The sequence below is a fragment of the Amycolatopsis sp. NPDC049688 genome (genome assembly GCF_040674975.1).
Lineage (GTDB): Bacteria > Actinomycetota > Actinomycetes > Mycobacteriales > Pseudonocardiaceae > Amycolatopsis.
This window is the reverse complement of record NZ_JBFANY010000020.1, coordinates 1-23,157: the sequence shown is the minus strand read 5'-3', so window position 1 is coordinate 23,157 and position 23,157 is coordinate 1. Positions and strand designations below refer to the sequence as shown.

The 23,157-nt window shown below is 70.7% G+C and carries 20 protein-coding genes; 16 read left to right on the top strand and 4 right to left on the bottom strand.

The window, feature by feature from the left end:
• Positions 1-107: 107 nt before the first annotated feature.
• From AB0J55_RS39905 to AB0J55_RS39895, 3 genes are all read left to right on the top strand, one after another.
• Positions 108-824: a response regulator transcription factor gene (locus tag AB0J55_RS39905; protein WP_364261240.1), complete on the top strand. Its 717-nt coding sequence runs from the start codon at positions 108-110 to the stop codon at positions 822-824.
• A complete protein-coding gene (locus tag AB0J55_RS39900; protein WP_364261237.1) occupies positions 821-2,134 on the top strand; it encodes a HAMP domain-containing sensor histidine kinase in 1,314 nt (437 codons plus the stop codon). The genes AB0J55_RS39905 and AB0J55_RS39900 overlap by 4 nt, the downstream gene beginning before the upstream one ends.
• Before the next feature lie 67 nt (positions 2,135-2,201).
• Entirely contained in the window at positions 2,202-2,591 is a 390-nt protein-coding gene (locus tag AB0J55_RS39895) for an NUDIX domain-containing protein (protein ID WP_033261316.1), read from the top strand.
• On the opposite strand, the gene trpS is transcribed toward AB0J55_RS39895, so the two are convergent.
• Positions 2,584-3,549 carry a tryptophan--tRNA ligase gene (trpS, locus tag AB0J55_RS39890; protein ID WP_364261234.1) on the bottom strand — a complete coding sequence of 322 codons (966 nt, stop codon included), beginning with the start codon at positions 3,547-3,549 and terminating at the stop codon, positions 2,584-2,586. The two genes, AB0J55_RS39895 and trpS, sit on opposite strands and share 8 nt — an antisense overlap.
• A gap of 216 nt (positions 3,550-3,765) precedes the next feature.
• Between trpS and AB0J55_RS39885 the strand changes: the two genes are divergently transcribed.
• On the top strand, positions 3,766-4,065 hold the full coding sequence (locus tag AB0J55_RS39885; protein ID WP_003090171.1) for a YciI family protein: 300 nt from the start codon (positions 3,766-3,768) through the stop codon (positions 4,063-4,065).
• Here AB0J55_RS39885 and AB0J55_RS39880 read toward each other — a convergent pair.
• The gene (locus AB0J55_RS39880) at positions 4,062-4,211 is read right to left on the bottom strand and encodes a hypothetical protein (RefSeq protein WP_364261231.1); all 150 of its coding nucleotides are present in this window, start codon (positions 4,209-4,211) and stop codon (positions 4,062-4,064) included. The two genes, AB0J55_RS39885 and AB0J55_RS39880, sit on opposite strands and share 4 nt — an antisense overlap.
• Before the next feature lie 193 nt (positions 4,212-4,404).
• On the opposite strand from AB0J55_RS39880, the gene typA reads away from it, so the two are divergent.
• The 7 genes from typA to AB0J55_RS39845 all read left to right on the top strand — a co-directional run bounded on the left by typA (position 4,405) and on the right by AB0J55_RS39845 (position 14,223).
• A complete protein-coding gene (gene typA, locus AB0J55_RS39875; protein WP_364261228.1) occupies positions 4,405-6,330 on the top strand; it encodes a translational GTPase TypA in 1,926 nt (641 codons plus the stop codon).
• Positions 6,331-6,708: 378 nt separating this feature from the next.
• On the top strand, positions 6,709-8,445 hold the full coding sequence (locus AB0J55_RS39870) for an ABC transporter family substrate-binding protein (RefSeq protein WP_364261666.1): 1,737 nt from the start codon (positions 6,709-6,711) through the stop codon (positions 8,443-8,445).
• Positions 8,446-8,735: 290 nt separating this feature from the next.
• On the top strand, positions 8,736-10,547 hold the full coding sequence (locus AB0J55_RS39865) for an ABC transporter family substrate-binding protein (RefSeq protein WP_364261225.1): 1,812 nt from the start codon (positions 8,736-8,738) through the stop codon (positions 10,545-10,547).
• Positions 10,548-10,733: 186 nt separating this feature from the next.
• Complete coding sequence (locus AB0J55_RS39860; protein ID WP_364261222.1) at positions 10,734-11,750, top strand: ABC transporter permease; 1,017 nt, start codon at positions 10,734-10,736, stop codon at positions 11,748-11,750.
• Entirely contained in the window at positions 11,743-12,672 is a 930-nt protein-coding gene (locus tag AB0J55_RS39855; protein WP_364261219.1) for an ABC transporter permease, read from the top strand. Before AB0J55_RS39860 ends, AB0J55_RS39855 begins: the two co-directional genes overlap by 8 nt.
• A gap of 81 nt (positions 12,673-12,753) precedes the next feature.
• Complete coding sequence (locus tag AB0J55_RS39850; RefSeq protein WP_364261216.1) at positions 12,754-13,770, top strand: ABC transporter permease; 1,017 nt, start codon at positions 12,754-12,756, stop codon at positions 13,768-13,770.
• A 42-nt stretch (positions 13,771-13,812) separates the two neighbouring features.
• Positions 13,813-14,223, top strand: a complete 411-nt coding sequence (locus AB0J55_RS39845; RefSeq protein WP_364261213.1) for a hypothetical protein — start codon at positions 13,813-13,815, stop codon at positions 14,221-14,223.
• Between the two features lie 55 nt (positions 14,224-14,278).
• Here the strand turns inward: AB0J55_RS39845 and AB0J55_RS39840 are convergent, their stop codons facing one another.
• Positions 14,279-16,060, bottom strand: a complete 1,782-nt coding sequence (locus AB0J55_RS39840) for an ABC transporter ATP-binding protein (protein ID WP_364261210.1) — start codon at positions 16,058-16,060, stop codon at positions 14,279-14,281.
• A gap of 112 nt (positions 16,061-16,172) precedes the next feature.
• Between AB0J55_RS39840 and mshB the strand changes: the two genes are divergently transcribed.
• The 3 genes from mshB to AB0J55_RS39825 are packed head-to-tail and all read left to right on the top strand — an operon-like array spanning position 16,173 to position 18,191.
• On the top strand, positions 16,173-17,015 hold the full coding sequence (gene mshB, locus AB0J55_RS39835; protein WP_364261207.1) for an N-acetyl-1-D-myo-inositol-2-amino-2-deoxy-alpha-D-glucopyranoside deacetylase: 843 nt from the start codon (positions 16,173-16,175) through the stop codon (positions 17,013-17,015).
• Positions 17,012-17,401, top strand: coding sequence for a hypothetical protein (locus tag AB0J55_RS39830; RefSeq protein WP_364261204.1), 390 nt, complete (start codon positions 17,012-17,014; stop codon positions 17,399-17,401). The genes mshB and AB0J55_RS39830 overlap by 4 nt, the downstream gene beginning before the upstream one ends.
• Positions 17,394-18,191 carry a hypothetical protein gene (locus AB0J55_RS39825; RefSeq protein ID WP_364261201.1) on the top strand — a complete coding sequence of 266 codons (798 nt, stop codon included), beginning with the start codon at positions 17,394-17,396 and terminating at the stop codon, positions 18,189-18,191. Before AB0J55_RS39830 ends, AB0J55_RS39825 begins: the two co-directional genes overlap by 8 nt.
• Positions 18,192-18,220: 29 nt before the next feature.
• Here the strand turns inward: AB0J55_RS39825 and AB0J55_RS39820 are convergent, their stop codons facing one another.
• Positions 18,221-18,982: a site-2 protease family protein gene (locus AB0J55_RS39820; protein ID WP_364261663.1), complete on the bottom strand. Its 762-nt coding sequence runs from the start codon at positions 18,980-18,982 to the stop codon at positions 18,221-18,223.
• Between the two features lie 264 nt (positions 18,983-19,246).
• Between AB0J55_RS39820 and AB0J55_RS39815 the strand changes: the two genes are divergently transcribed.
• Both AB0J55_RS39815 and AB0J55_RS39810 read left to right on the top strand, forming a co-directional pair.
• Positions 19,247-19,534 (top strand): WhiB family transcriptional regulator, encoded by a 288-nt coding sequence (locus AB0J55_RS39815; protein WP_161790928.1) that lies wholly within the window; start codon positions 19,247-19,249, stop codon positions 19,532-19,534.
• Between the two features lie 202 nt (positions 19,535-19,736).
• A complete protein-coding gene (locus AB0J55_RS39810) occupies positions 19,737-23,006 on the top strand; it encodes a glycosyltransferase family 2 protein (RefSeq protein WP_364261198.1) in 3,270 nt (1,089 codons plus the stop codon).
• Positions 23,007-23,157 lie beyond the last annotated feature (151 nt).

Here is a 23,157-nt window from a genome sequence, read left to right as displayed (position 1 = left end):
CTCCCTGGCACCGACGCTTCCCTCTCGAGGCTGAGATACCCCTGAAGGTTCTCCCTCCCAGGCTGAGATCGCGCTGAGAACCGAGACGCGACCTGCGAAAACCGGCCATGATGAGTCTCGTGAAACCTCGGGTGCTGGTGGTCGACGACGAACCGGGCGTGCGGAAGGCGCTGCAGCGCGGGCTGCGCGCGGAGGGGATGGACGTGGTCACCGCCGCGGACGGCCCCACCGGGCTGCAGCTGGCGAGTACCGGTTCGTTCGACGTCGTGCTGCTCGACATCATGCTGCCGGGCCTGTCCGGCTACCGCGTGCTGGAGCGGCTGCGCAAGGACGGCGTCACCACGCCGGTGCTGCTCGTCTCGGCCAAGGACGGCGAGGTCGACCAGGCCGACGGCCTCGACCTCGGCGCCGACGGCTACCTCGTCAAGCCGTTCTCCTTCGTGGTGCTGGTCGCGCAGGTCCGCGCGGTGCTGCGCCGGGCGGGGCCGGAGGCGGGCCGCGGCACGCTGCGGCTCGGCGCGCTGGCCGTCGACCGCGGGCTGCGGCAGGTGCACTGGAACGACGAGGAGGTCGGGCTGAGCCCGCGGGAGTTCGCGCTGCTCGAGGTGCTGGTCGGGCGCGCGGGCACGGTCGTCACCAAGGACGAGCTGCTGCGCGCGGTCTGGGGCGAGGAGCAGGCCGTGACGCGCAACCTCGTCGAGGTCTACGTCGGGTACGTGCGGCGCAAGCTGGACGCGGTCGGCGCGGGCGCGTTGCTGCGGACCGTGCGCGGCCACGGCTACCTGGCCTCCGACGCGCAGCTCGACGAGGTCATCACCCCGTGACGTCGTGGTGGCGGGGCCGGTCCCTGCAGGCCCGGATCACCGTGCTGGCCGCGACGATCACCCTGGCCTGCCTGCTCGGGCTGGCGGCACTGGCCGCGGCGAACCTTTCGCCGCTGCTCATCGGCTCGGTCGACCGCGAGCTGTCCGGCGCCCTCGGCCCGGCCGGCGCCGAGGTGAGCGCCGGCCGGCCGCTGTCCGGTGCGGCCCCGGTGACGCTGCGGGTGCTGGACATCGCGGGCACCCCGGTCGACGGCGGCACCCCGGCCGGGCTTTCCCCGGCGGACGTCTCGACGCTCAAGGCAGGCCAGCCGGTCCAGCGCGACGGCGCGCGCTACCTGGGCACGGTCGTGAGCGCGCCGGACGGGTCGCAGCGCCTGGTCGTGGCGGGCGCCGGCCTCGTCGGGTTCGCGGCGGCGGTGCACTACGGCGGCGTGTGGCTGGTGGTCGTCGCCTCGGTCGGCGCGCTGGTGGCGGGCTTCGCGACGTGGCTGGTGGTGCGGCTGTCGCTGCGGCCGGTCGCGCGCATGCGGGGCTCGGTGCGGTCGCTGCCGCCGGGGGCGCGGCTGGCGCTGCCGGACTCCCACGACGAGCTGCGGGCCCTGGCCGAGGAGTTCAACGCGCTCCTGGAACGGCAGGAGCAGGCGAGCGAACGGCTCCGGCGCTTCACGGGCGACGCGGCGCACGAGCTGCGCTCGCCGGTCGCGTCGATCCGGGTGCAGGCCGAGGTGGCGGTGACCAACCCGGATCCGGAACTGGCGCAGGAGACGCTGTCGGACATCCTGACCGAGGCCGAGCGGCTCTCGTCGCTGCTGGACGGGCTGTTGTCGCTGGCCCGCTCGGACGCGGGGGAGGTGCCGCCCGCTTCGCCGGTCGAGCTGGTCAGCGAGGTGCGGTCGGCGGTCGCGCGGCTGCCTCCGGGCGCGCCCGAGACGCGGGTGAGCACCGCGGTCGCGCAGGCATGGGCGTCTTCGGCGCACGCGGAGGTGGAGCTGGTGCTGGACAACCTGCTGCGCAACGCGTGCCGCTACGCGCGGGGACAGATCGTGGTGTCGGTGCTGGCGTCCCGGTCTTCGGTGCGGGTGGTGGTCGACGACGACGGCCCGGGGATCGCCCCGGAGCACCGCGAGAAGGTGTTCGACCGGTTCTACCGGATCGCGGACGACCGGGCCCGCTCGTCCGGCGGCACGGGGCTGGGCCTGGCGATGGTGGCGGAAACGGTCCGCCGCCGCGGCGGCCGGGTCCAGGTGACCGACTCCCCGGACGGCGGCGCGCGGTTCGTGGTCGTCTGGCGCGCGGTCCCGGCCGCCTGACGAGCCCGGGGGCAGGCCGGCGCCGGTGTGCGGCCGGAGGTGGGGCTTCCGGGTAAGTTCCGGGACTGTGAACGCTGTGATCGTGGGAGCCGCCCTGGTGCGGGACGGCAAGCTGCTGGCCCAGCAGCGGGCCTGGCCGCCGAAGCACGCGGGGCAGTGGGAACTGCCCGGCGGCCGGGTCGAAGAGGGGGAGTCCGAAGCGTTCGCGCTGGCCCGCGAGTGCAGTGAGGAACTCGACGTCGTCATCGAGGTCGGTGGCCGCGTCGGCGAGGACGTCCCGCTGCCGGGCGGGAAGGTCCTGCGCATCTACGCCGCGACGCTCGTTTCGCCGGGGGAAGAGCCGCGGGCCGTCGAGCACCGAGCCGTGCAGTGGCTCGGGCCCGACGACCTCGACGACGTCGACTGGCTGCCCGCGGACCGGATCCTGCTCCCCGCCTTCCGTGCGCTGCTCAGTTAGCGCCGATCATCCGCAGGGCCGCGTCGAGCCGGTGGGAGCCGCGCTCCCGGGCGCGTTCCGCACCCGCTTTCCGCACGCGGTCCAGCTCCGCGACGTCCCCGAGCAGCGTCAACGCTCGTTCACGCAGCGGCCGCAGCTCCTCGACCACGGCGTCGGCGACGGCGTCCTTCACCGCGCCGTACGACGTGAACTCGTCGGCCAGGTCGCTCGGCGACCCGCCCCGGCAGGCGGCCAGGATCTCCAGGAGGTTCGCCATCCCCGGCCGCGTCTCCGGCGCGTGGACCGGCACCGAACCGCCGTCGGTGACCGCGCGGCGGATCTTGCGGCGGATCTGGTCGGGCTCGTCGAGGGCGAACACCACGCCCACCGCGTCCCGCGCCGACTTCGACATCTTGCGCGTCGGGTCGGCGAGGTCCTTCACCCGCGCGCCGGCCGGCGGCAGCACCGCGCGCGGGACGGTGAACACGTCGCCGTACGTGCCGTTGAAGCGCTTGGCCAGCGTGCGCGTCAGCTCGACGTGCTGGCGCTGGTCCTCGCCGACCGGCACCTCGTCCGCGCCCTGCAGCAGGATGTCCGCGGCCATCAGCGCCGGGTACGTCAGCAGCGACAACCTGACCCCGGCCTGTCCTTTGGATTTCTCCTTGAACTGGATCATCCGCGCGGCCTCGCCGTAGTTGCAGGTGCACTCCAGGACCCAGGTCAGCGCGCCCAGCTCGCGGGCCAGGTCGGACTGGACGAACACCCGCTCGGGATCGATGCCGGCGGCGATCAGCACCGCCAGCTGCTCCCGGGCCAGTGACCGGAGTTTCGCCGGGTTGTGCGGCGTCGTCATGCCGTGCAGGTCGGCGACGAAGTACAGGTCGTCCGCGCCGCCCTCGCGCGCCCAGCGGCGGACGGCCCCGAGGTAGTTGCCGAGGTGGACGTGACCGGAGGGGGTGATGCCGGACAGCTTGCTCATGGTGGGTTCCTCCCGGGGTGGGGCCACCCCGGAGAAGGCACGAAAAAGGCCGCCCGTCCGGGGCGGCCGCTGGTGATCAGCGCAGGACTGGGACGGCCGCCGGGGGCGGCCACCAGCTGGACGTCTGCGCGTGCATACACCGAGCATAGCCGACCACCGTCACCACTCGGTATCGTCCGGACGCGGGATCGGCCGCACGGGTCTACCGTCTTAACCATGTATGTCGTCCTGCTGAACTACACGGCACCGATCGAGGAAATCGACTACGCGCTCCCGGACCACGCCGAGTGGCTGAACAAGCAGTACGAGCACGGCCACTTCCTGGCGTCCGGGCGGCGGAACCCGCGCACCGGCGGCGTGATCATCACGCGGCCGATGGCCCGGGGGAAGCTCGACGCGATCCTCGCGTCCGACCCGTTCTGCGTGAAGCACCTCGCGCAGTACGAGGTCATCGAGTTCTCGCCGACGAAGACCGCACCCGAACTGCGGCTGCTCAACGAGGCTGTGCCGCACTAAGCGGCCAAGTCCTCCTTCGCCTTCTGCAGAGCCAATACCGGGCACTTCTTGCAGCGCGGCTTGGACCGGCAGCACTTCTTCTTGACCTTGCCGGCCTTCATGAGCTTGCGCACGACCTTCCGCGGGTCCTTCGGCTTCTTGCCCACGCGCACGCACCTTCCGGATCGGCGACGTTCACCGGGTTCCCACGTTAGGTCAACCTAACCGTCAGGGGGCGTGGGGCCGCTCACACCAGGGCGGCAGGTATCCTGGGTGAGGTCCGCGTGTGACCAGAGCCGGTCACGGGATGCCTGAGCGGCGTGCGCGGCCATCCAACCCTTGAAGTTCAGGAGTTCTCGCGTGCCCGCAGCCAGCGCTACCGTCGAAACCGGCCGGCCGACCGGTAAGACCCGGCCCGACCTGCGCAACGTCGCGATCGTCGCCCACGTCGACCACGGCAAGACCACGCTGGTGGACGCGATGCTCCGCCAGTCCGGCGCCTTCGCCGAGCGCGCCGAGGTCGTCGACCGCGTGATGGACTCGGGCGAGCTGGAGCGCGAAAAGGGCATCACGATCCTCGCGAAGAACACCTCGATCCACCGCCAGACGCCCGAGGGCCAGGTGACGATCAACGTCATCGACACCCCCGGCCACGCCGACTTCGGCGGCGAGGTCGAGCGCGGCCTGGCCATGGTCGACGGCGTCGTGCTGCTGGTCGACGCGTCCGAGGGCCCGCTCCCGCAGACCCGGTTCGTGCTGCGCAAGACCCTCGAAGCCGGCCTCCCGGTGATCCTGCTGGTCAACAAGACCGACCGGCCGGACGCCCGGATCGCCGAGGTCGTCGAGGAGACCCACGACCTGCTGCTCGAGCTGGCCAGCGACATCGAGGACGCCGACCACGACGCGATCCTCGACCTCCCGGTCGTCTACGCCTCCGCGCGCGCCGGCAAGGCGAGCCTGGAGCAGCCCGCCGACGGCGAGGTCCCCGAGAGCGAGAACCTCGACCCGCTGTTCGACACGCTGCTCCGGCACGTGCCGCCGCCCGCGGCCGACCTCGACGCGCCGCTGCAGGCGCTGGTCACCAACCTCGACGCGTCCAACTTCCTCGGCCGCATCGCGCTGATCCGCATCCACGCCGGCAAGCTGCGCAAGGGCCAGACCGTGGCCTGGATGCGCGCGGACGGCACGACGCAGAACGTCCGCATCTCCGAGCTGCTGGTCACCGAGGCGCTGACCCGCGTCCCGGCGACCGAGGCCAGCGCGGGCGAGCTCGTCGCCATCGCGGGCATCCCGGACATCACCATCGGCGACACCCTCGCCGACTCCGAGAACCCGGTGGCGCTGCCGCGGATCACCGTCGACGAGCCCGCGATCTCGATGACCATCGGCGTCAACACCTCGCCGCTGGCCGGGCGCAACGGCGGTGACAAGGTCACCGCGCGGCTGGTCAAGGCCCGCCTCGACCAGGAGCTGATCGGTAACGTCTCGATCCGCGTGCTGCCGACCGAGCGCCCCGACACCTGGGAGGTCCAGGGCCGTGGCGAGCTGGCGCTGGCCATCCTCGTCGAGCAGATGCGCCGTGAAGGCTTCGAGCTGACCGTCGGCAAGCCGCAGGTGGTCCTGCGCACGATCGACGGCAAGCTGCACGAGCCGTTCGAGCGCCTCTACATCGACTCGCCGGAGGAGCACCTCGGCGCGATCACCCAGCTCCTGGCCGCCCGCAAGGGCCGCATGGAGGACATGAGCGGCAACGGCACCGGCCGGATCAAGCTCGAGTACGTGCTCCCGTCGCGCGGCCTGATCAGCTTCCGCACCGACTTCCTCACCGAGACCCGCGGCACCGGCATCGCGAACCACGTGTTCGAGGGCTACTTCCCGTGGGCGGGCGAGATCCGCACCCGGCACAGCGGCTCCCTGGTCGCCGACCGCACCGGCCCGGTCACCGCGTACGCGATGATCCAGCTCGCCGACCGCGGCACCTTCTTCGTCGAGCCGGGCGCCGAGGTGTACGAGGGCATGGTCGTGGGCGAGAACCCGCGCTTCGAGGACCTCGACATCAACATCACCAAGGAGAAGAAGCTGACGAACATGCGTCAGTCCTCCGCCGACGTGATGGAGACCCTCGCCCGGCCGCGCAAGATGGGCCTGGAAGAAGCGCTCGAGTTCTGTTCCGTCGACGAATGCGTCGAGGTCGCGCCCGAGGTCGTCCGGGTCCGGAAGGTGATTCTGGACGTGAACACCCGCGCGAAGGAGCGTTCGCGCGCGAAGAGCCGCGACAACAGCTGATCCGCTGCTTCGGAAAAACCTCCCGGCGCGTGCCGCCGGGAGGTTTTTCCGTGTCCGTTCCCTTACGCTGGGTCGGCCGGACCCGAACCCATCGTCACGAATTCCGCCGTTCTTCTCCTTATATCTTTATAGGGGTTCCGACGGCCTCATCGCCTGGCGCCGGCCACCGAGGTGAACCTTTTCCGTGTCCGGCCCGTGTTCGTTCCGCCGTTCCGGAACGGTCCGGGAACCCGGACGGCGGTCCGCGCGTCCTTCCCCGTAGCGGCACCACGGGGTGGCGGACCCGGCCGATCCGGGTATGGGAATCTCGGTTCCGGCGGCGAAGGCGGTCGTGGGAGCATGGCTGACCCGATCGGTGGATTCTGGGAGGAACGGGGCGTGCGGGTGAATCGCAAGGCGGTGCCGGTACTGGCACTCGCGGCCGTGCTGCTCACCGCCTGCTCGAACACCCCGCCGCCCCCGGTCGTGTCGTCCTCGGTCGCGCCGGTCTCGACCACCGGCAAGACGCCGTCGCAGATCGTCGTCGGCGTCGACGACGTGCTGGGCGGGTACAACCCGCACAACCTGGCGGACTCCTCCCAGGTGACTTCGGCCCTCTCGCAGCTGCTGCTGCCCTCGGTGTTCCGGCAGAAGGACGACGGCACCACCCAGCTCGACAAGAACCTGATGAAGTCCGCCGCGGTGATCTCGCAGCAGCCGTTCGTGGTGGCCTACGACATCCGGCCGGACGCGTCCTGGTCCGACGGCGCGCCCATCGCCGCCGAGGACTTCGACTACCTGCGGACCCAGCTGCGCGACCAGCCCGGCGTGATCGAGCCGGCCGGGTACCGGCAGATCACCGACCTGCAGTCCCGCGAGGGCGGCAAGCGCGTCGAGGTCACCTTCGCCAAGCCGTACCCGGGCTGGCAGACGCTGTTTTCCGACCTGCTGCCCGCGCACCTGCTCAAGGACGCGCCCGACGGCTGGCGCGGCGCGCTCGCGTCGAACTTCCCGGCCGTCGCCGGCCCGTTTTCGATCAAGAGCCTCGACACCGCCCGCGGCGAAGTGATCCTCGAGCGCAACGAGCGCTACTGGGAGAAGCCCGCCGCGATCGACCGGATCGTGCTCCGCCGGTCGGACCAGAGCACCCTGCTGGCCGCGCTGCGCAGCGGCAACGACCAGTTCGCGCTGGCCAGGACGACCGGCGACGAGCTCAAGCTGCTCGGCGAACTCGGCCCGGCCGTCAAGCTGCACACGGTGGCCCGGCCGCTCGTGGCCGGCGTGCTGCTGCGCCCGGTCAGCGCGACCCTGCAGGACACCCAGGTCCGCGCCGGGGTCGCCGCGCTGGTCGACCGCGCCAAGCTGATCACCGAGGGGGTCAACGGGGGTCCGTCGTCGGCGCTGCACGCCGACGCCCAGGTGACGGCGCCGTCGGTGAAGGGCTACGCGGCGACCATCCCGCCCGGTCCGCCGACCGCGCCCGACGTCGCCAAGGCCGAGGAGTCCCTGAAGGCGGCCGGCTACAGCAAGACCGCGGGCACCTGGCGCAAGAACGGCAAGGCCCTTTCGCTGGTCATCGCCTCGCCCGGCCCCCAGGAGCCGTACGCGACCATCGCCAAGGAGCTCGCCGCCGAGCTCACCGCGCAGGGCATCGAGGTCAGCACGATCGCGCCGCAGCCGCGCGACCTGTTCAGCGGGCTGCTCGCGATGCCGGTCGTCAGCGGGGTCCAGCAGCCGACCGGCGACTCGGCGGGCAACGTCGGGGTCGACATCGCCGTCGTCCCGCAGGCGGTCGGCGGCGACACCGCGTCGGTGCTCGCCTCGACCTTCGGCTGCCGCCCGGAGCAGACCGCCGCGGGTGCGGACAAGACCAAGCCGGTCGTCCCGGGCAATTCGGCCGGTTTCTGCGACCCGGCGCTGCAGCCGTCGATCGACGCGGCGCTGTCCGGATCGACCCCGATCGCCGAGGCGCTCACCACCCTTGAGCCTGAACTTTGGCGTCAGAACGTGGTAATCCCGTTGTTCCAATTGGCTGACACCCTGGCGATCGGATCGGGCATCTCGGGCGTCACCCCCGGTCCCCCGATGGTGGGCCCGTTCGGGTCGGCGGTGAACTGGACCCGCGGCCCGAAGTAATCGCTTGGCTACGCATTCAGTACTACCGGGTGATCTTCACCAACGCGTTCGAGTGGGACGTGGTGAATCCATGAGGTAACCGCCGTATTTCTGGATGTCGACTGGAAGTCACCCTTTGGTCACGATCGACCCTGAACTGGTGACTGTCGGTGCTTTTCCTTTCTAGCGTGCTCCCGCAGTGCGCCAGTTGAGTGTCGCTTGGCGTGTCGTAGGCTCCGGCCCATCCAAACCGGAGCGGTGTGGGCCCTTGTCCCGATATTCAAGGGCTCAGTGCTAGGAGGGCACACTTCATGAGGAGATCCAAAGCAGTCTCCGCTTTGTCGCTCGTCGCCGGCGCTTCGCTGTTGCTGAGCGCCTGCAGTGGCGGTGATTCGGGCTCGGGCAACACCGACCAGAACGGATCGTCGACCGACGTCAAGGCGATGGCTGTCGGCAAGGCCGAGACCGGCGACCTGTTCAAGCTCGCGGACACGAAGCCTTACGACGGTACCGTCACGATCGGTATCGACGACGGGTACTCGGGGTACAACAACCAGACCCCGGACACCAACAGCTCGTACAACAACTACGTCCTGGCCGCGGTGCTCTCCGGTACGTTGAAGCTCGACGGCAACAACAAGGTGCTGCTGAACAACGACATCTTCGAGTCGTGGGACATCACGCAGAAGGACCCGCAGCAGGTCACCTACAAGATCAAGCCGAACATCAAGTGGTCGGACGGCCAGCCGTACGACTGCAAGGACATGTACCTCGCGTGGCTGTCGCAGAGCGGCTTCGCGAAGGGCCCGGACGGCAAGAACCCGTTCAACTCGGCTTCGACCACCGGGTACTCGCTGATCAAGCAGGCCACCTGCAAGGACGCGCTGACCTTCGTCACCGACTACAGCGAGCCCTACCTGGACTACAAGGGCCTGTTCAACGCGCCGGCGATCATGCCCGCGCACATCCTCGAGGCCAAGACCGGCATCGCGGACATCACCAAGCTGGCCCCGACCGGCGACCCGGCCCAGATCAAGGCCGCCGGTGACTTCTGGACGAACGAGTGGAAGGGCTTCAAGGCGGACATCATGCCCGCTTCCGGCCCGTACAAGCTCACGGCGTTCGACGCCAACCAGAAGGCCGTCACCCTCGAGAAGAACCCCATGTGGGCCGGCGGCAAGGGTGGCCCGTCGAAGATCGTCGTCAAGGCCATGGAAGACACCAAGGCCATGGCGACCGCGCTGCAGAACGGTGAGATCGACGTGGCCGCGTCGACCCAGCCGGACGCCACCGCGGCCCAGACGATGAAGGGCCTCGCGGCCCAGGGTGTGGTCTACGGTTCGGCCCCGCAGCTGACCTACGAGCACCTCGACCTGAACTTCAAGCGCATGTTCGCCGACAAGGACCTTCGCAAGGCCTTCATCGAGTCGATCAACCGCAAGGAGATCACGGACAAGCTGCTCAAGGAGGTCCAGGCGGACGCGGAGCCGCTGAACAGCGTCGTCTTCTTCCAGGGTGAAGAGGGCTACACCGACCTGTACAGCAGCAAGGCCGGCCTGGGCGCCGACGCGGCGGCCAAGACGCTGACCGACGCCGGCTGGACCAAGGGCGCCGACGGCATCTTCGCCAAGGGCGGCACGCGCGCTTCGTTCAAGATCACGCACAACCAGAACGCGCGCCGCAGCCAGACCGTCGAGATCATCATCTCGCAGGCCAAGGCGGCCGGCATCGAGGTCAAGGACGAGACCGACGCCAACTTCCTCAAGGGTGGCCGCGTTTCGACCGGTGACTACGACGTCGCGCTGTTCGGCTGGTCGGCCCAGCCGTTCAAGGCGGAGTCCCGCTCGATCTACATCTGCCCGGACAAGGGCGGCGAGCAGAACTACCAGTCGCTGTGCGACCCGAAGATCGACGACGCCTACAACGCTGCGGTGAAGGCGACCGACGAGCAGGTCAAGCTGCAGAAGTACCAGGAGGCCGACAAGGCCATCGCCGACGACTACGCGACCCTGCCGCTGTTCCAGACGCCGAGCATGTGGGCGTTCAAGGGCATCGACCGCGTCTACATGCAGTCGTACGACGGTGTCCTGTGGAACGCCGGCGAGTGGGAGCAGAAGAAGTAGGGCTCGCCCCGCCTCTTCCATCCCCTCGTTCCCAATGACCTGGGGGGTACCGGGGTCCGGCCACGAGCCGGGCCCCGGTACCCACCGGAAGTAGCTGTTGACCGTAGGGTTACCGCCACTACGGTAGACAACCGGGTAGCGGTCCAGCGCACTTCTGACGACCAGGCCCGGATGAGGAGCAGTTCGTTGAACCTGGTGATCTACATCCTTCGCCGTCTGGCGATATCGATTCCCGTCCTGCTGGTCGGGACTTTCCTGTGTTTCGTCATGGTCGCCGGCACCGGCGACCCGCTGGGCGAGCTGCGCCAGAACCCGACGATCAGCAAGGAAGCGCTGGCCGCCACGGCCGCCAAGCTCGGTCTCGACCAGGGCATCGTCCCCCGCTACTTCACGTGGCTCGGTGACTTCCTGAGCGGGAACTGGGGCATCTCCATCGCGCAGGGCAACGCCCTCGCGCCGGTGGCCCCCAAGGTGATGGCCGCCTTCGGCGTCACCCTGAAGCTGGTCGTCGGCGCCGAGATCCTCGCGCTGATCATCGGCATCATCGTCGGCGTGCTGGCCGCGGTGAAGCAGTACTCGATCATCGACTACCTCGCGACCACCCTCGCCTTCCTGCTCTTCTCGATGCCGATCTTCTGCGTCGCGATCGTGCTGAAGCGCTACGCGATCGAGATCAACGGCTGGGTCCGCGACCTCGGCCTGTCCGACGTCCTGGGCAACCCGTGGCTGCGCACGACCAGCCCGGAGCAGCTGAAGACCGACGGCGTCGGCGACTTCATCACCAGCACGATCGGCGCGTACCTGCTGCCGACGCTGTCCATCATGGCGATCAGCTTCGCCGCGTACAGCCGGTTCCAGCGCGCCTCGATGCTCGAGGTGATGGGCTCGGACTACGTGCGCACCGCGCGCGCCAAGGGCCTCGGCAACGGCCGGGTCATCTTCCGGCACGCGTTCCGCAACGCCCTGATCCCGGTGTCGACGCTGTTCTCGGTCAACTTCGGTTCGGTGCTCGCCGGCGCGATCATCACCGAGACGGTGTTCAACTGGCACGGTATGGGCACATTGCTGGTGGAAGCCGTCACGAAGAACGACACTCAGGTGATGATGGGTTGGCTCGTGGTGATCGCCAGCAGTGTCATCGTCGCCAACCTGATCGCCGACCTGATGTACGGCATCCTGGACCCGAGGATTCGCGTTGGCTGACTTGAACTCTCTTCTCGCGAGCGAAACCGCTGCCGTCGAAGGCACGCTGCCCCCGGAGGCGCTGCCGGAACCGCGCAGCCAGGGCAAGCTGGTCCTGCGGAAGTTCCTGCACCACAAGCTGGCGATGGCGTCGTCGGCCGTGCTGCTCCTGATCGTGCTGGTCAGCATCCTGCTGCCGATCTTCTGGAAGCACAGCTACCAGGACAGCTCGTTCCCGTCGTTCGCCAAGCCCAGCGGCGAGTTCCCGCTCGGGACCACGCAGGTCGGCAAGGACATGGTGTCGCAGGTGCTGCGCGGTACGCAGTACTCGCTGCTGATCGCGCTCACGGTGTCGATCCTGGCCACCGTGATCGGTGTCGTGTTCGGCGCGGTCGCCGGTTACCTGCGCGGGTTCTCCGACTCGGCGATCTCCCGGGTGACGGACCTGTTCCTGATCATCCCGCAGATCGCCGCGGCGGCCATCCTCGCCAAGGTGTTCGGCGGCGGTTCCTGGTACATCGTCGCGCTGGTGCTGGCGGCGTTCGGCTGGATGCAGATCGCCCGGATCACCCGCGCCGAGGCGATGTCCCTGTCCCAGCGCGAGTTCGTCGACGCGGCCCGCGCCTCGGGCGCCGGAACGTTCCGGATCATCTTCAAGCACCTGGTGCCGAACATGGTCGGCAGCATCACGGTCAACGCGACCCTCGCGGTCGCGCAGGCCGTGCTGGCGGAAGCCGCGCTGTCGTTCATCGGCCTCGGTGTCCAGCTGCCGGACACCTCGCTCGGCCGCGTCATCCTGGAGAACTACGCCCAGCTGCAGACGCGGCCGGCGCTGTTCTTCGGTCCGTTCGTCGTGCTCGTGCTGATTTCACTGACGATCAACTTCATCGGTGACGGTCTCCGCGACGCCTTCGACCCGCGCCAGCGGAGAATGAAGGCCTGAACGCGCGACGCGGGGGTGACCGGTTCCGGTCGCCCCCGCGTCCGTTTTTCGCGCGGGGATCGCCGGACCTGGGGGTTTCGGATGAATCTCGTGCTCTACGTGTTCCGCCGGCTGGCCATCTCCATCCCGGTCCTGCTGGTGGGCACGTTCCTGTGCTTCGTCATGGTGGCCAACACCGGCGACCCGCTCGGCGAAATCCGCAGCAAACCGGGAATCAGCGCCGCGGCCATCGCCGAGACCGAGCACAAGCTCGGCCTCGACCAGAGCGTCGTCGCCCGCTACTTCAGCTGGCTGGGCCACTTCCTGACCGGCGACTGGGGCATCTCGATCGCCCAGGGCAACGCGTTCGCCCCGGTCCAGCCGAAGGTGATGGCGGCGTTCCGGGTGACGCTGGAGCTGGTGCTGACGGCGTCCGTGCTGGCCCTGGTCTTCGGGGTGCTGGTGGGTGTCCTCGCCGCGGTCAAGCAGTACTCGATCTGGGACTACCTGGCGACGACCGTGGCGTTCCTGATGTTCTCGATGCCGATCTTCTGCGTGGCGATCGTCCTCAAGGGCTACGCGATCCGCGCCAACATCTGGGTCCGCGACCTGGGCCTGTCCGACGTCCTCGGCGACCCGTGGCTGCGCACGACGAGCCCGGAGAGCCTCTCGGCCACCGGCGTGGGCGACGCGCTCGCGAAGTACGTCGGCGCGTTCCTGCTGCCGACGCTGTCGATCATGGCGATCACGTTCGCCGCGTACAGCCGGTTCCAGCGGGCGTCGATGCTGGAGGTCCTGGGCGCCGATTACGTGCGCACAGCGCGCGCCAAGGGCGTCTCGAACAGCCGCGTGATCTGGCGCCACGCGTTCCGCAACGCGCTGATCCCGGTGATGACGCTGTTCTCGGTCAACTTCGGCGCCACGGTGACGGGCGCGATCATCACGGAGACGGTGTTCAACTGGCACGGCATGGGCACGCTGCTGGTGGAGGCGGTCAACAAGAACGACCCGCAGGTCCTGATGGGCTGGCTGGTGGTGATCGCGGCCAGCGTGGTCATCGCGAACCTGGTCGCCGACCTCCTGTACGGCATCCTGGACCCCCGCATCCGCGTCGGCTGAAACCCGTGGCCCGGCCCGGCGGCGACCGGGCACACTCACGCGGTGAGCTGGGTGACGAACCTGATGCTGTCCACCGCCATGGAGGACTGGAAAGCCGCCGAAACCCTGAGCGAGTGGCTGCGCACCGAAGCGCCGCTCCGCCACAACCCCGCCGCGCGCGGCTGCGGCTTCCTCCGCAGGATGACCGACGGCGAGGAGCCGCCCTGGGGTGGGTGGAAGTACCCGGAGTGCGCGGTCTGGGCCGGCGCGCTCAACCACGCCGACCTGGCGGCCGTGCTGGATCGGGTGCGGACGCTCCCGTGGCAGGCCCCGAACGCCGTCCAGCTCTTCCTGATGGACCAGGAGCAGCTGTTCTTCCGGGTCTGGATGTTCCGCGACGGCGAACTGCGCCAGTACGCCCCGGAACAGCCGGATGAGGAGGACCCGGCCTTCGACCGGCCGTACCACTCGTGAAACGCCGGAAGGCCGCCACCCGAGCCGGGTGGCGGCCTTCCGCGTCTTCAGAGCGTCAGTCGGCCACCGGGGCCAGCCGGCCGGCCTCCCAGGCCGCGCGGCGCTCGGCCTGCAGGATCGGGTCCGCGACCGGGGCCGCCGACAGCAGGCGCTTCGTGTACTCCTGCTGCGGCGAGTGCAGCACCTGGTCGCGGGTGCCGACCTCGACCAGCTTGCCGTGCTGCATCACCGCGACGCGGTCGGCGAGCAGGTCGACCACCGCCAGGTCGTGGCTGATGAACAGGCAGGCGAACTGCAGCGACTGCTGCAGGTCCAGGAACAGGTCCAGCACGCGCGCCTGCACCGACACGTCCAGCGCCGACGTCGGCTCGTCCGCGATGAGCAGGGCCGGGTCGAGCGACAGCGCCCGGGCGATCGCCACGCGCTGGCGCTGGCCGCCCGAGAGCTCGTGCGGGTAGCGGTTCATGTAGTGGCCGCCCAGCTCGACCTTGTCGAGCAGCGACCGCACGCGCGCCGACAGCGCCTTGCCGGACAGCACCTTGTGCAGCACCATCGGCTCGGCGATCGACTCGCCGATCGTCATCTTCGGGTCCAGCGTCGACGCCGGGTCCTGGAACACGATCGAGAAGAACCGGCGAAGCGGGCGAAGCTCCTTCGCCGACATCTTCGTGATGTCCTTGCCCGCGATCGCGATCGTGCCCTCGGTCGCGCGCAGCAGGCCGACCGCGCAGCGGCCGACCGTCGACTTGCCGGAGCCCGACTCGCCCACCAGGCCGACGATCTCGCCCTTGGCGATGGTCAGCGAGACGTCGTCGACCGCGCGGTTCTTGGCCTGGCCACGGCGGCCCGGGTACTCGAGCACGAGGTTCTTGATCTCCAGGGCCGGCGCGGCCTCTTCGATCACGGCCTCGAGCTCTTCGTCGGCCAGCCGGATCTCCTCGGCGATCTTGGCCGCCTCGGTGCTGTCGGCGTCGATGCCCGCGTCGTCGAGCAGGCGACGGCCCTCGGGGCGCTGGCCGAGCACCGGCACCGCGGCGAGCAGCCGCCGGGTGTAGTCCTCCTTCGGCGACGCGAACAGCTCGCGCACCGGCGCCTCTTCGACGATCTCGCCCTGGTACATCACGATCACGCGGTCGGCCATGTCGGCGACGACGCCCATGTCGTGGGTGATCAGCACGATCGCCGTGTCGAGGGTGTCCCGCAGCTTGCGCAGCAGGCCCAGGATCTCCGCCTGGACCGTGACGTCGAGCGCCGTGGTCGGCTCGTCGGCGATGATGACCTTCGGGTCGCAGGCGATCGCCATGGCGATGACGACGCGCTGGCGCAGGCCGCCCGAGAGCTGGTGCGGATACTGCTTGAACCGCAGCTCGGGGTTCGGGATGCCGACCATGTCGAGCAGCTCGACCGCCCGCTTGTCGGCGGCGTCCTTGGCGAGGTCGAGGTGGGACCGCAGGGCCTCGCGCAGCTGCCAGCCGACCGTGTAGACCGGGTTCAGCGCCGTCATCGGCTCCTGGAAGATCATCGCGACCTGGTTGCCGCGGATCTTCTGCATGTCCTTCTCTTTGAGATCCGCCAGGTTGCGCTCGCCGAGGCGCAGCTCGCCGGCGATCCGGCTGGTCTTGGGCAGCAGGCCCAGCACCGACATCGACGTGACGGACTTGCCGGACCCGGACTCCCCGACCACGGCGACGATCTCGCCGGGCTGCACGTCGAACCCGATGCCCTTGACGGCGTCCACGACGCCGTCCTCGGTCTGGAACGACACGCTGAGGTCGGAGATGGACAGGACCGATCCTGACACGCCGGCGACGTCCGCCGAAGTTGCTTCAGTGCTCACCAGATGCCCTTCGTGGGGGTACAGACCGTCACGACGCGGCGGTCGCGACTCGCGCGAGGATAACCGAGGGTGTCCCCGACGAAGGTCGGAGCACGGGAATTACGCTCAACCCGTGATCTCCCCGGTATCGCGCAGGCTGCTGTTCGTCCACGCCCATCCCGACGACGAAAGCATCACCACCGGCGCCTCGATCGCACGATACGCCGCCGAAGGCGCCGACGTGACCGTGGTGACCTGCACGCTGGGTGAAGAGGGCGAGGTCATGGCCGGCCTCGGGGAGCTGGAGGGGCTGCGCGCCCACACCGCCGACCAGCTGGGCGGCTACCGCGTCACCGAACTGAGGGCGGCGTGCGCCGCGCTGGGGGTGTCCCGGCACCGTTATCTGGGCGGGCTCGGCCGGTGGCGTGATTCGGGCATGGCGGGCACGCCGTCGGCGGCGCACCCGCGGGCGTTCACCGGCGGTTCCGCCGACGAGCAGGCGGCGCAGCTGGCGGAGATCCTGGCCGAGGTGCAACCTCAGGTCGTCGTCACCTACGACGCCTTCGGGGGCTACGGCCACCCCGACCACATCCGGGTCCACGACATCACGATGGCCGCGGCGCCCAAGGCACCCTCGGTGCAGCGGGTCTTCCACACGGTCGCGCCGCGGACCGCGGTGCGTGCCGGGCTGGCCGCGTTGCGGGCCGGCGACCCGGTGTTCGACGTGCCGGCCGACGACGCACTGCCCACGACGCCCGACGAAGAGATCACCACGGTGCTCGACGTCGCCGAGTACGTGCCGGCGAAACTGGCGGCGCTGCGCGCGCACGCGACGCAGCTGGCCGTGGTCGACGGCGACGTCCCCTACTTCGCGCTGACGAACGAGCTCGCCCAGCCGATCCTCGCGCGGGACTGCTTCGTGCTCGCCCACGGCCCGGCCGAGGGCGCCGGGCACGACCTGTTCGGCGGGCTGTGACCGTGGACGAGCGGCTGACGCCCGGGCAGGGCCTGCTGCTCGCGCTGCTCGCCCTCGACACGGTGCTGCTCGCCCTGCTGGAGCTGTTCTTCCTGCCGCTGCGGATCGGCGTGGTCCCGGTGCCGGTGACCGTCCTCGTGGGCGCCGTCACCACGCCGTGGCTGGTGTGGGCCACGGCGAAGCTGGTGCGGCCCGGCCTTTCCTGGGTACCCCTCGCGGTGTGGGTGCTCGTCGTGTTCGGGTTCGGCCTGCTGGGCCCGGGCGGGGACCTGGTGCTGATCCAGGACTGGCGGGCGTTGCTGCTGCTCGGGGCGAGTGCGCTGCCGGGCGCGATGGTGCTCGGCGGCGGGCCGGGCCGGGCAGGAAGGAGACCGGGACGTGGCTGAGGCGATCTCCGACCGGCAGGTCGTGGCGGTGCTGCGGCCGTTCGTGCGGGCCTGCGGGCCGATGCTCGACGCGCTGCGCGAATCCGATCCGTTCGGGCTGCAGGCGCGGGCGGCCGACGACCTCGCCGGGGTCGAGTCCGGGCTCAAGGCGAAGCTGATCCACGGCGTCACGTCGGTGAAGGTCCCCGGCACGGCGGCGTGGGCGCGGATGACGGGCTACGACCGGTCGAGCTGGTGGATGAACCGCGTCGGCCGCTTCACGGCGCTGCTGACGTCGATCCCCGGGCTGGGCGGTGCCCTGGCGGATCGGCTCCCGGTGCAGGACGCGCTGGGTGCGGCGTCGCAGGGGCTGCTGCTCTGCGCGATCGCGGGCGAGTACGGCGTCACGGACGTGGGCACGCGCGTGCGCCTCATCGCTTGGGTGCTGTTCGAGCGCGAGATCGACGCGGACCTCGCGGCGGGCAGGCACGCGGAGCACGACGAAGCCGCGGAGGCGAACGAAGCGGCGAAGCTGACCGAAGAACTGCGGGAGTCGGAGAAGAAGCACGGCAAGGCGACGGTCAAGGCGGCGGGCCGCACGCTCTGGCGGCTCGGCCGCGGCCTCCTCGGCATCACGGGCGAACTGGAGAAGCGCCCGCGTGGCAACCTCTTCCACCGGGCGCTCGGCATGCTCCCGGTCGTCGGCGCGGCGGGCGACTACCTCGGGGAGCGGTCGGGCCTGCGGGTGGTGTGGAAGCGCGCGCACGGCTGGCTGACCGAGCACGCGCCACCCGCCACGGCACCGCGCTGATCCTTCCCGCGCGGTGCCGGGTTCAAACCTCAGCGCCAGAACTGGAAGACCGAGTTGCCGAAGACGGCCAGCCGCCGGGAGCCGCCGAACGCGTCGAAGATCCAGTCCGCGCCGGCCCAGAGGGCGTCTCGCGCCGGGTCGAAGAACCACAGGACGGCGAACAGGATGATCGGCGCCCACGGGCGGACCTGCGCGCCCAGTTCACGAGCTCGGGGCGGCAGGTACGGCTCGAGCGCACCCCAGCCGTCGAGGCCGGGAATGGGGAGGATGTTCAACAGGAACGTCAGGACCTGCAGGAGGGTCAGGTAGGAGATCGCGATGGCCAGGCCGCCCGCCATCGGCACCACCGCGACCACCAGGGCCAGCGCCGCCCCGACCGCGAGGTTGCTCAGCGGGCCGGCCAGCGACACCCACGACGACGTCCCGCGCGAGCGCAGCGCCCCGCGGTTGATCCAGACCGCGCCGCCGGGCAGCGGGATGCCGCCGATGATCAGGAAGACCAGCGGCAGGATGATCGACAGGACGGGATCGGTGTACTTCCGCACGTCCAGCGTCAGGTAACCCTTGTGGGCGACGCTGTAGTCACCGCCGCGGTAGGCGACCATCGCGTGCCCGAACTCGTGCAGCGTCAGCGACGCCACCCAGCCGGCGGCGACGAAGATCACCACACCGGCGATGAGCAGCGGGTCGCGGTCGCGGGCGAAAACGGTGTCGACGTCTCCGAACGCGGCCATCACGCCACCGGCGACGGTGAGCGCGAGGATGCCGAGGAAGACCGGGCTGGGGCGCACTGCTGACTTCTGCACGTGCTCCAGTCTTCCGTATGCCCGGTGTGAAGTTACCGGCGTGTCCCCTTGCGCGATCGGGCCGGAACGTCCCCCGAACTCGCTACTCCGCTTGACCTGACCGCACTACACGGGTGTAATCACAGTGATGTCATTCGCCGCCGAGAGGGGACGGCGAGTGTCGTTTCACCACCGCCAGCCTGGGGAGTGCTAGGGAGCGAGGAGGCGGACGTGCGGTTGGAAGCCGATGGGAAGGAATGGGGGCACGTCATGAGTTGGGGCGAGATCCCGGAGCAGGCTCTGGGAGATCTCACCGAGCTCATCGATGCCACCGAAGAAGAGCAGGATTGGCAGGAACGCGCCCTGTGCGCGCAGACGGACCCGGAGGCGTTCTTCCCCGAGAAGGGCGGCTCCACCAGGGAAGCCAAGCGGATCTGCCTGGGCTGCGAGGTCAAGGACGAGTGCCTTGAGTACGCACTGGCCCACGACGAGCGCTTCGGCATCTGGGGCGGTCTGTCCGAGCGGGAGCGCCGCAAGCTGAAGAAACGCGCCGTGTAGGGAGCGCGCGAGGGAGGGTGTGTTCGCGAACCGCCTCGCGCTCCCGGCGTTGCGTCCACCCAGTGGAACCGCGGGAATCACCGGTGATGCGTTGCGTCGCCGGTGATTTCTCTTCGGGGAGCCCGGCGTGGGTTCACCATCGGGTGACGGACCGGGGCCGTAGGGTGGCCGCACCGACTCCCCGCCTGATCTGGAGCGTTCGTTGCCCCGCACCGCCGTGCCGCCCGTCCCGCGCACCGCGCCCGTTCTGGCCATTGTGGTCTGTCACGACGGCGAAAACTGGCTGCCGCTGGCGCTTTCCGCCCTGCGCCGCAGCACCGTCCGGCCCCGGCACGTGCTCGCCGTGGACACCGGCTCCACCGACGCCACCCCGCGGCTGCTGGCCGAAGCGGCCGAGGATCCCGGGCCGGATTCTTCTCCCGTGCTCTCCGGCGTCATCACACTGCCGCGTGAAACCGGCTTCGCGGCCGCCGTCGCCGAAGCCGTCGCGCACGCCACCGAACGCTGGGGCGATCCCGGTTCCTGGCTCTGGCTGCTGCACGACGACTGCGCGCCCGAACCCGACTGCCTCGAACAGCTGCTCCAGACGGCGACGAAGGAACCGTCGGCCACCGTGCTCGGCTCGCTCGGTCTCGATTGGACCGACCCGCGGCTGATCGTCGAAGCCGGCCTGTCCACCGACGCCTCCGGCCACCGCCAGCAGGTCGCCGCGACCGGCGAGGACCCGGTGGAGGTGCTCGCGGTGCCCAGCGCGGGCTCGCTCGTCCGCCGCGACGCCTGGGACACCCTCGGCGGCTTCGACCCGGATTTCCCGCTGCTGCGCGAGGATCTCGACTTCGGCTGGCGCGCGAACGCCGCCGGCGGCGTGGTCCTGTCCGTGCCGCTCGCGCGGGTGCGGCACGCCCGCGCCGTCACCACCGGGCGGCGGACGGCGGACGCGCTCCCCGGCCCGCTGCCCGCCGCGAACCGCGCCCACGGGCTGCGCGTGTTCCTGGTGAACTGCTCGCCGTTTTCCTTCTGGCTCGGCATGATCCGGCTCCCGCTCCTTTCGGTGCTGCGCGCGCTCGCCTTCGCGCTGCTGCGCCGCACCGGCGAAGCGCGCGCCGAGTTCGCCGCCGCCGCGTACCTCCTCAGTGGACGCGGCGGATTGCGCGCCGCCCGCGACCACCGACGGCGGAATCCGCGGCCCGGCACGGTTCGCGGGCTCTTCACCGGCCGCTGGACCCGGCTGCGCAACGCCGTCCGCGCCGGCGTCGTCGGCCTGGTGCGCCGTGGCGTCGAGAACGAAGTCGCGCTCGGGCGGGTGCCCGAGACCGTCGAAACCGAATCGGCGTGGGTGACGCCGGAAGCGCTCGACGCCCGCGAGAGCCGCCCGGTCGGCCCCGACGCGCTGCCCGCGGGCGCGCTGCGCGGCGTCAGCGCACGCGGGTCCGGGCTGCGGCGTCCGGGCACGCTCGTCGCCGTCGCGCTGCCGGAAACCCCGGCACCGGTGGCCGAGGACACCTCCGAAGCCGGGGAGCCGGAACCGGAACTCGTCTTCGTCGAGGTGAACCGCCGCCGCGTGCTCGCGGCGACGATCTTCGCGCCGCCGGTGGTGCTGCTCGTCGTGATGACGGCGCTCGGCCTGGTCGTCAACCGGGCCCGGCTCGGCCTCGACGTCTTCGGCGGCAAGCTGCTGCCCGTCGCCGGGCTGGGGGAGCTGTGGTCGACGTACCTGTCGCCGTGGCACGCGATCGCGGGCGGCACGGGTGCACCGGCCTCGGCGTCCCTACCGGTGATAGGGACGCTCGGCGCGGTGTTCGCCCCGCTCGGTGGCCCGGCTGCACTGGTCGCCGTCCTGCTGATCGGGGATATCCCTCTATCAGCGATAGGGGCGTACGCCGCAACGCGGAAGCTGCGCGTGCGACGCTGGGTGCGTGCCGTCGTCGCCGCGGGATACGCACTCCTGCCGGCCGCGACCGCCGGAGTGGCGCAGGGCCGCCTCGACGTCGTCGTGGTGCACCTGGTGCTGCCGCTGGTGGCCGCGGGCATCGCCGGGCTGCTGGTCCGCGCGGACACGCGCTGGCTGCACGTGTCCGCTCTATCAGCGATAGGGATGGCGCTGCTCGGCGCGTTCTCGCCGCTCGCGCACGGTCTCGCGCTCGCCGGGCTGCTGATCGGGTTCGTGGTGCTGCCGGCGCCGACCGGGCTGGCGCGCCGGATCGCGTCGGTCGGCATTGTGGTGCTGCTGCCGCTGGCGTTGCTGCTGCCGTGGCCGACCGTGCTGCTCCGGCACCCGGAACTGCTCGTGCAGGGCCTCGGCGGGGCGGCGCCGGCGGTGTCCGGCACCGACCTCGCCGGCCTTGACCCGGGCGGCCCGGGTGCCTGGCCCATCGGCGTCGCGGTGATCGCCGCGGCGCTGGTGGCCGTGGTCGTCCGGCCGACGAAGCTCGCGGCGGGCGGCCTCGCGCTGGCGGCGCTGGGCGGCGGCGGCCTGGTGCTGGTGCGGGTGGTCACCGCGGTACCGCTGCAGGGCGGCGCCCCGGCGCACGGCTACGCGGGGGTGCCGCTGCTGATCGTCGGCGCGGGCCTGCTGTGGGTGGTGCTCGGCTCGTGGCAGCGCGACGGCTCGGCCGGCGTCCCGGCGACCTGGCTGCCGCGGGTGTTCGCGGTCGCCGGGGTGGCGGTGTTCCTGGCCTTGGCGGCCGGCGCGGTGATCGTCGGCTCGCAGGGGCAGCTGCGGGCGGGCGACCGGCCGTCGCTGGCCCCGGAGGTCGCGGCCGAGCTGGCGGTGTCCGGCCGGTCGGTGCTCGACGTGGCCCCGGACGCCACCCGCCAGATCGGCGGCCGCCTCCCGCACTACGGCGACGACGAGCTGGCCCCGCCCCCGGCCACCCCGGCCCGCCTGGCGGCGTGGCGCCACGACCTGGGCCAGGGCAACACGGCAGCGGTCCAGCACACGGTGGCCGCAGCGGCGGCGGCGGGCGTGGAGTACGTGGTGCTCCCACCCGGCGTGGACCCGCAGGCGTACCTGCCCCTGGCAAAGGACCTCCTTTCGGTGGCTGCCCCGACTTCGGACGGCCGCGGAGTGCTGCGCCTGCTCCCCCCGGCGGGCCAGGTGATCTTGATCTCCCCGGAGCAAGCCAAGGCAGCGGTCACGGGCGGCGCCGCACCAGGCAACGCCCCGGGCGTGGCCCCGGTCCGCGCGGACCTCCCGGACGTCCGGGTCCGGGTGTCCGACGGCCCGACGGGGCGCTTGCTGGTGCTGGCAGCGGAGCAGGAAGCGGGCTGGAAAGCCACGGTGGCGGGCAAACCGGTCCCGATCGTGCCGGCCTGGGGCCACCAGGTGGCGGTATCGGTGCCCCCGGCGTCATCGGAGGTGACGGTGGAGTACCCGGGCACCGAGCGCAACTTGCTCCTGTTGGTGCAGCTGGCAGCGGTGCTGTTCACGTTGTTGACGGCGGTCCCGGCGCGCGGACGCTTGTCCCAGTAAAGGAGCTGGGTGGTCATCCCGTCGCCTGAGGCCGTCAAATCACTTTGAGCCGGGCCCGCAACACAGAGCGCTACGTGCGGGTGACAGCGCGAGATTGCGGGCCCGGCTCAAAGTGATAGGCCTCAATCAGGCGACGGGATGACCACCCAGC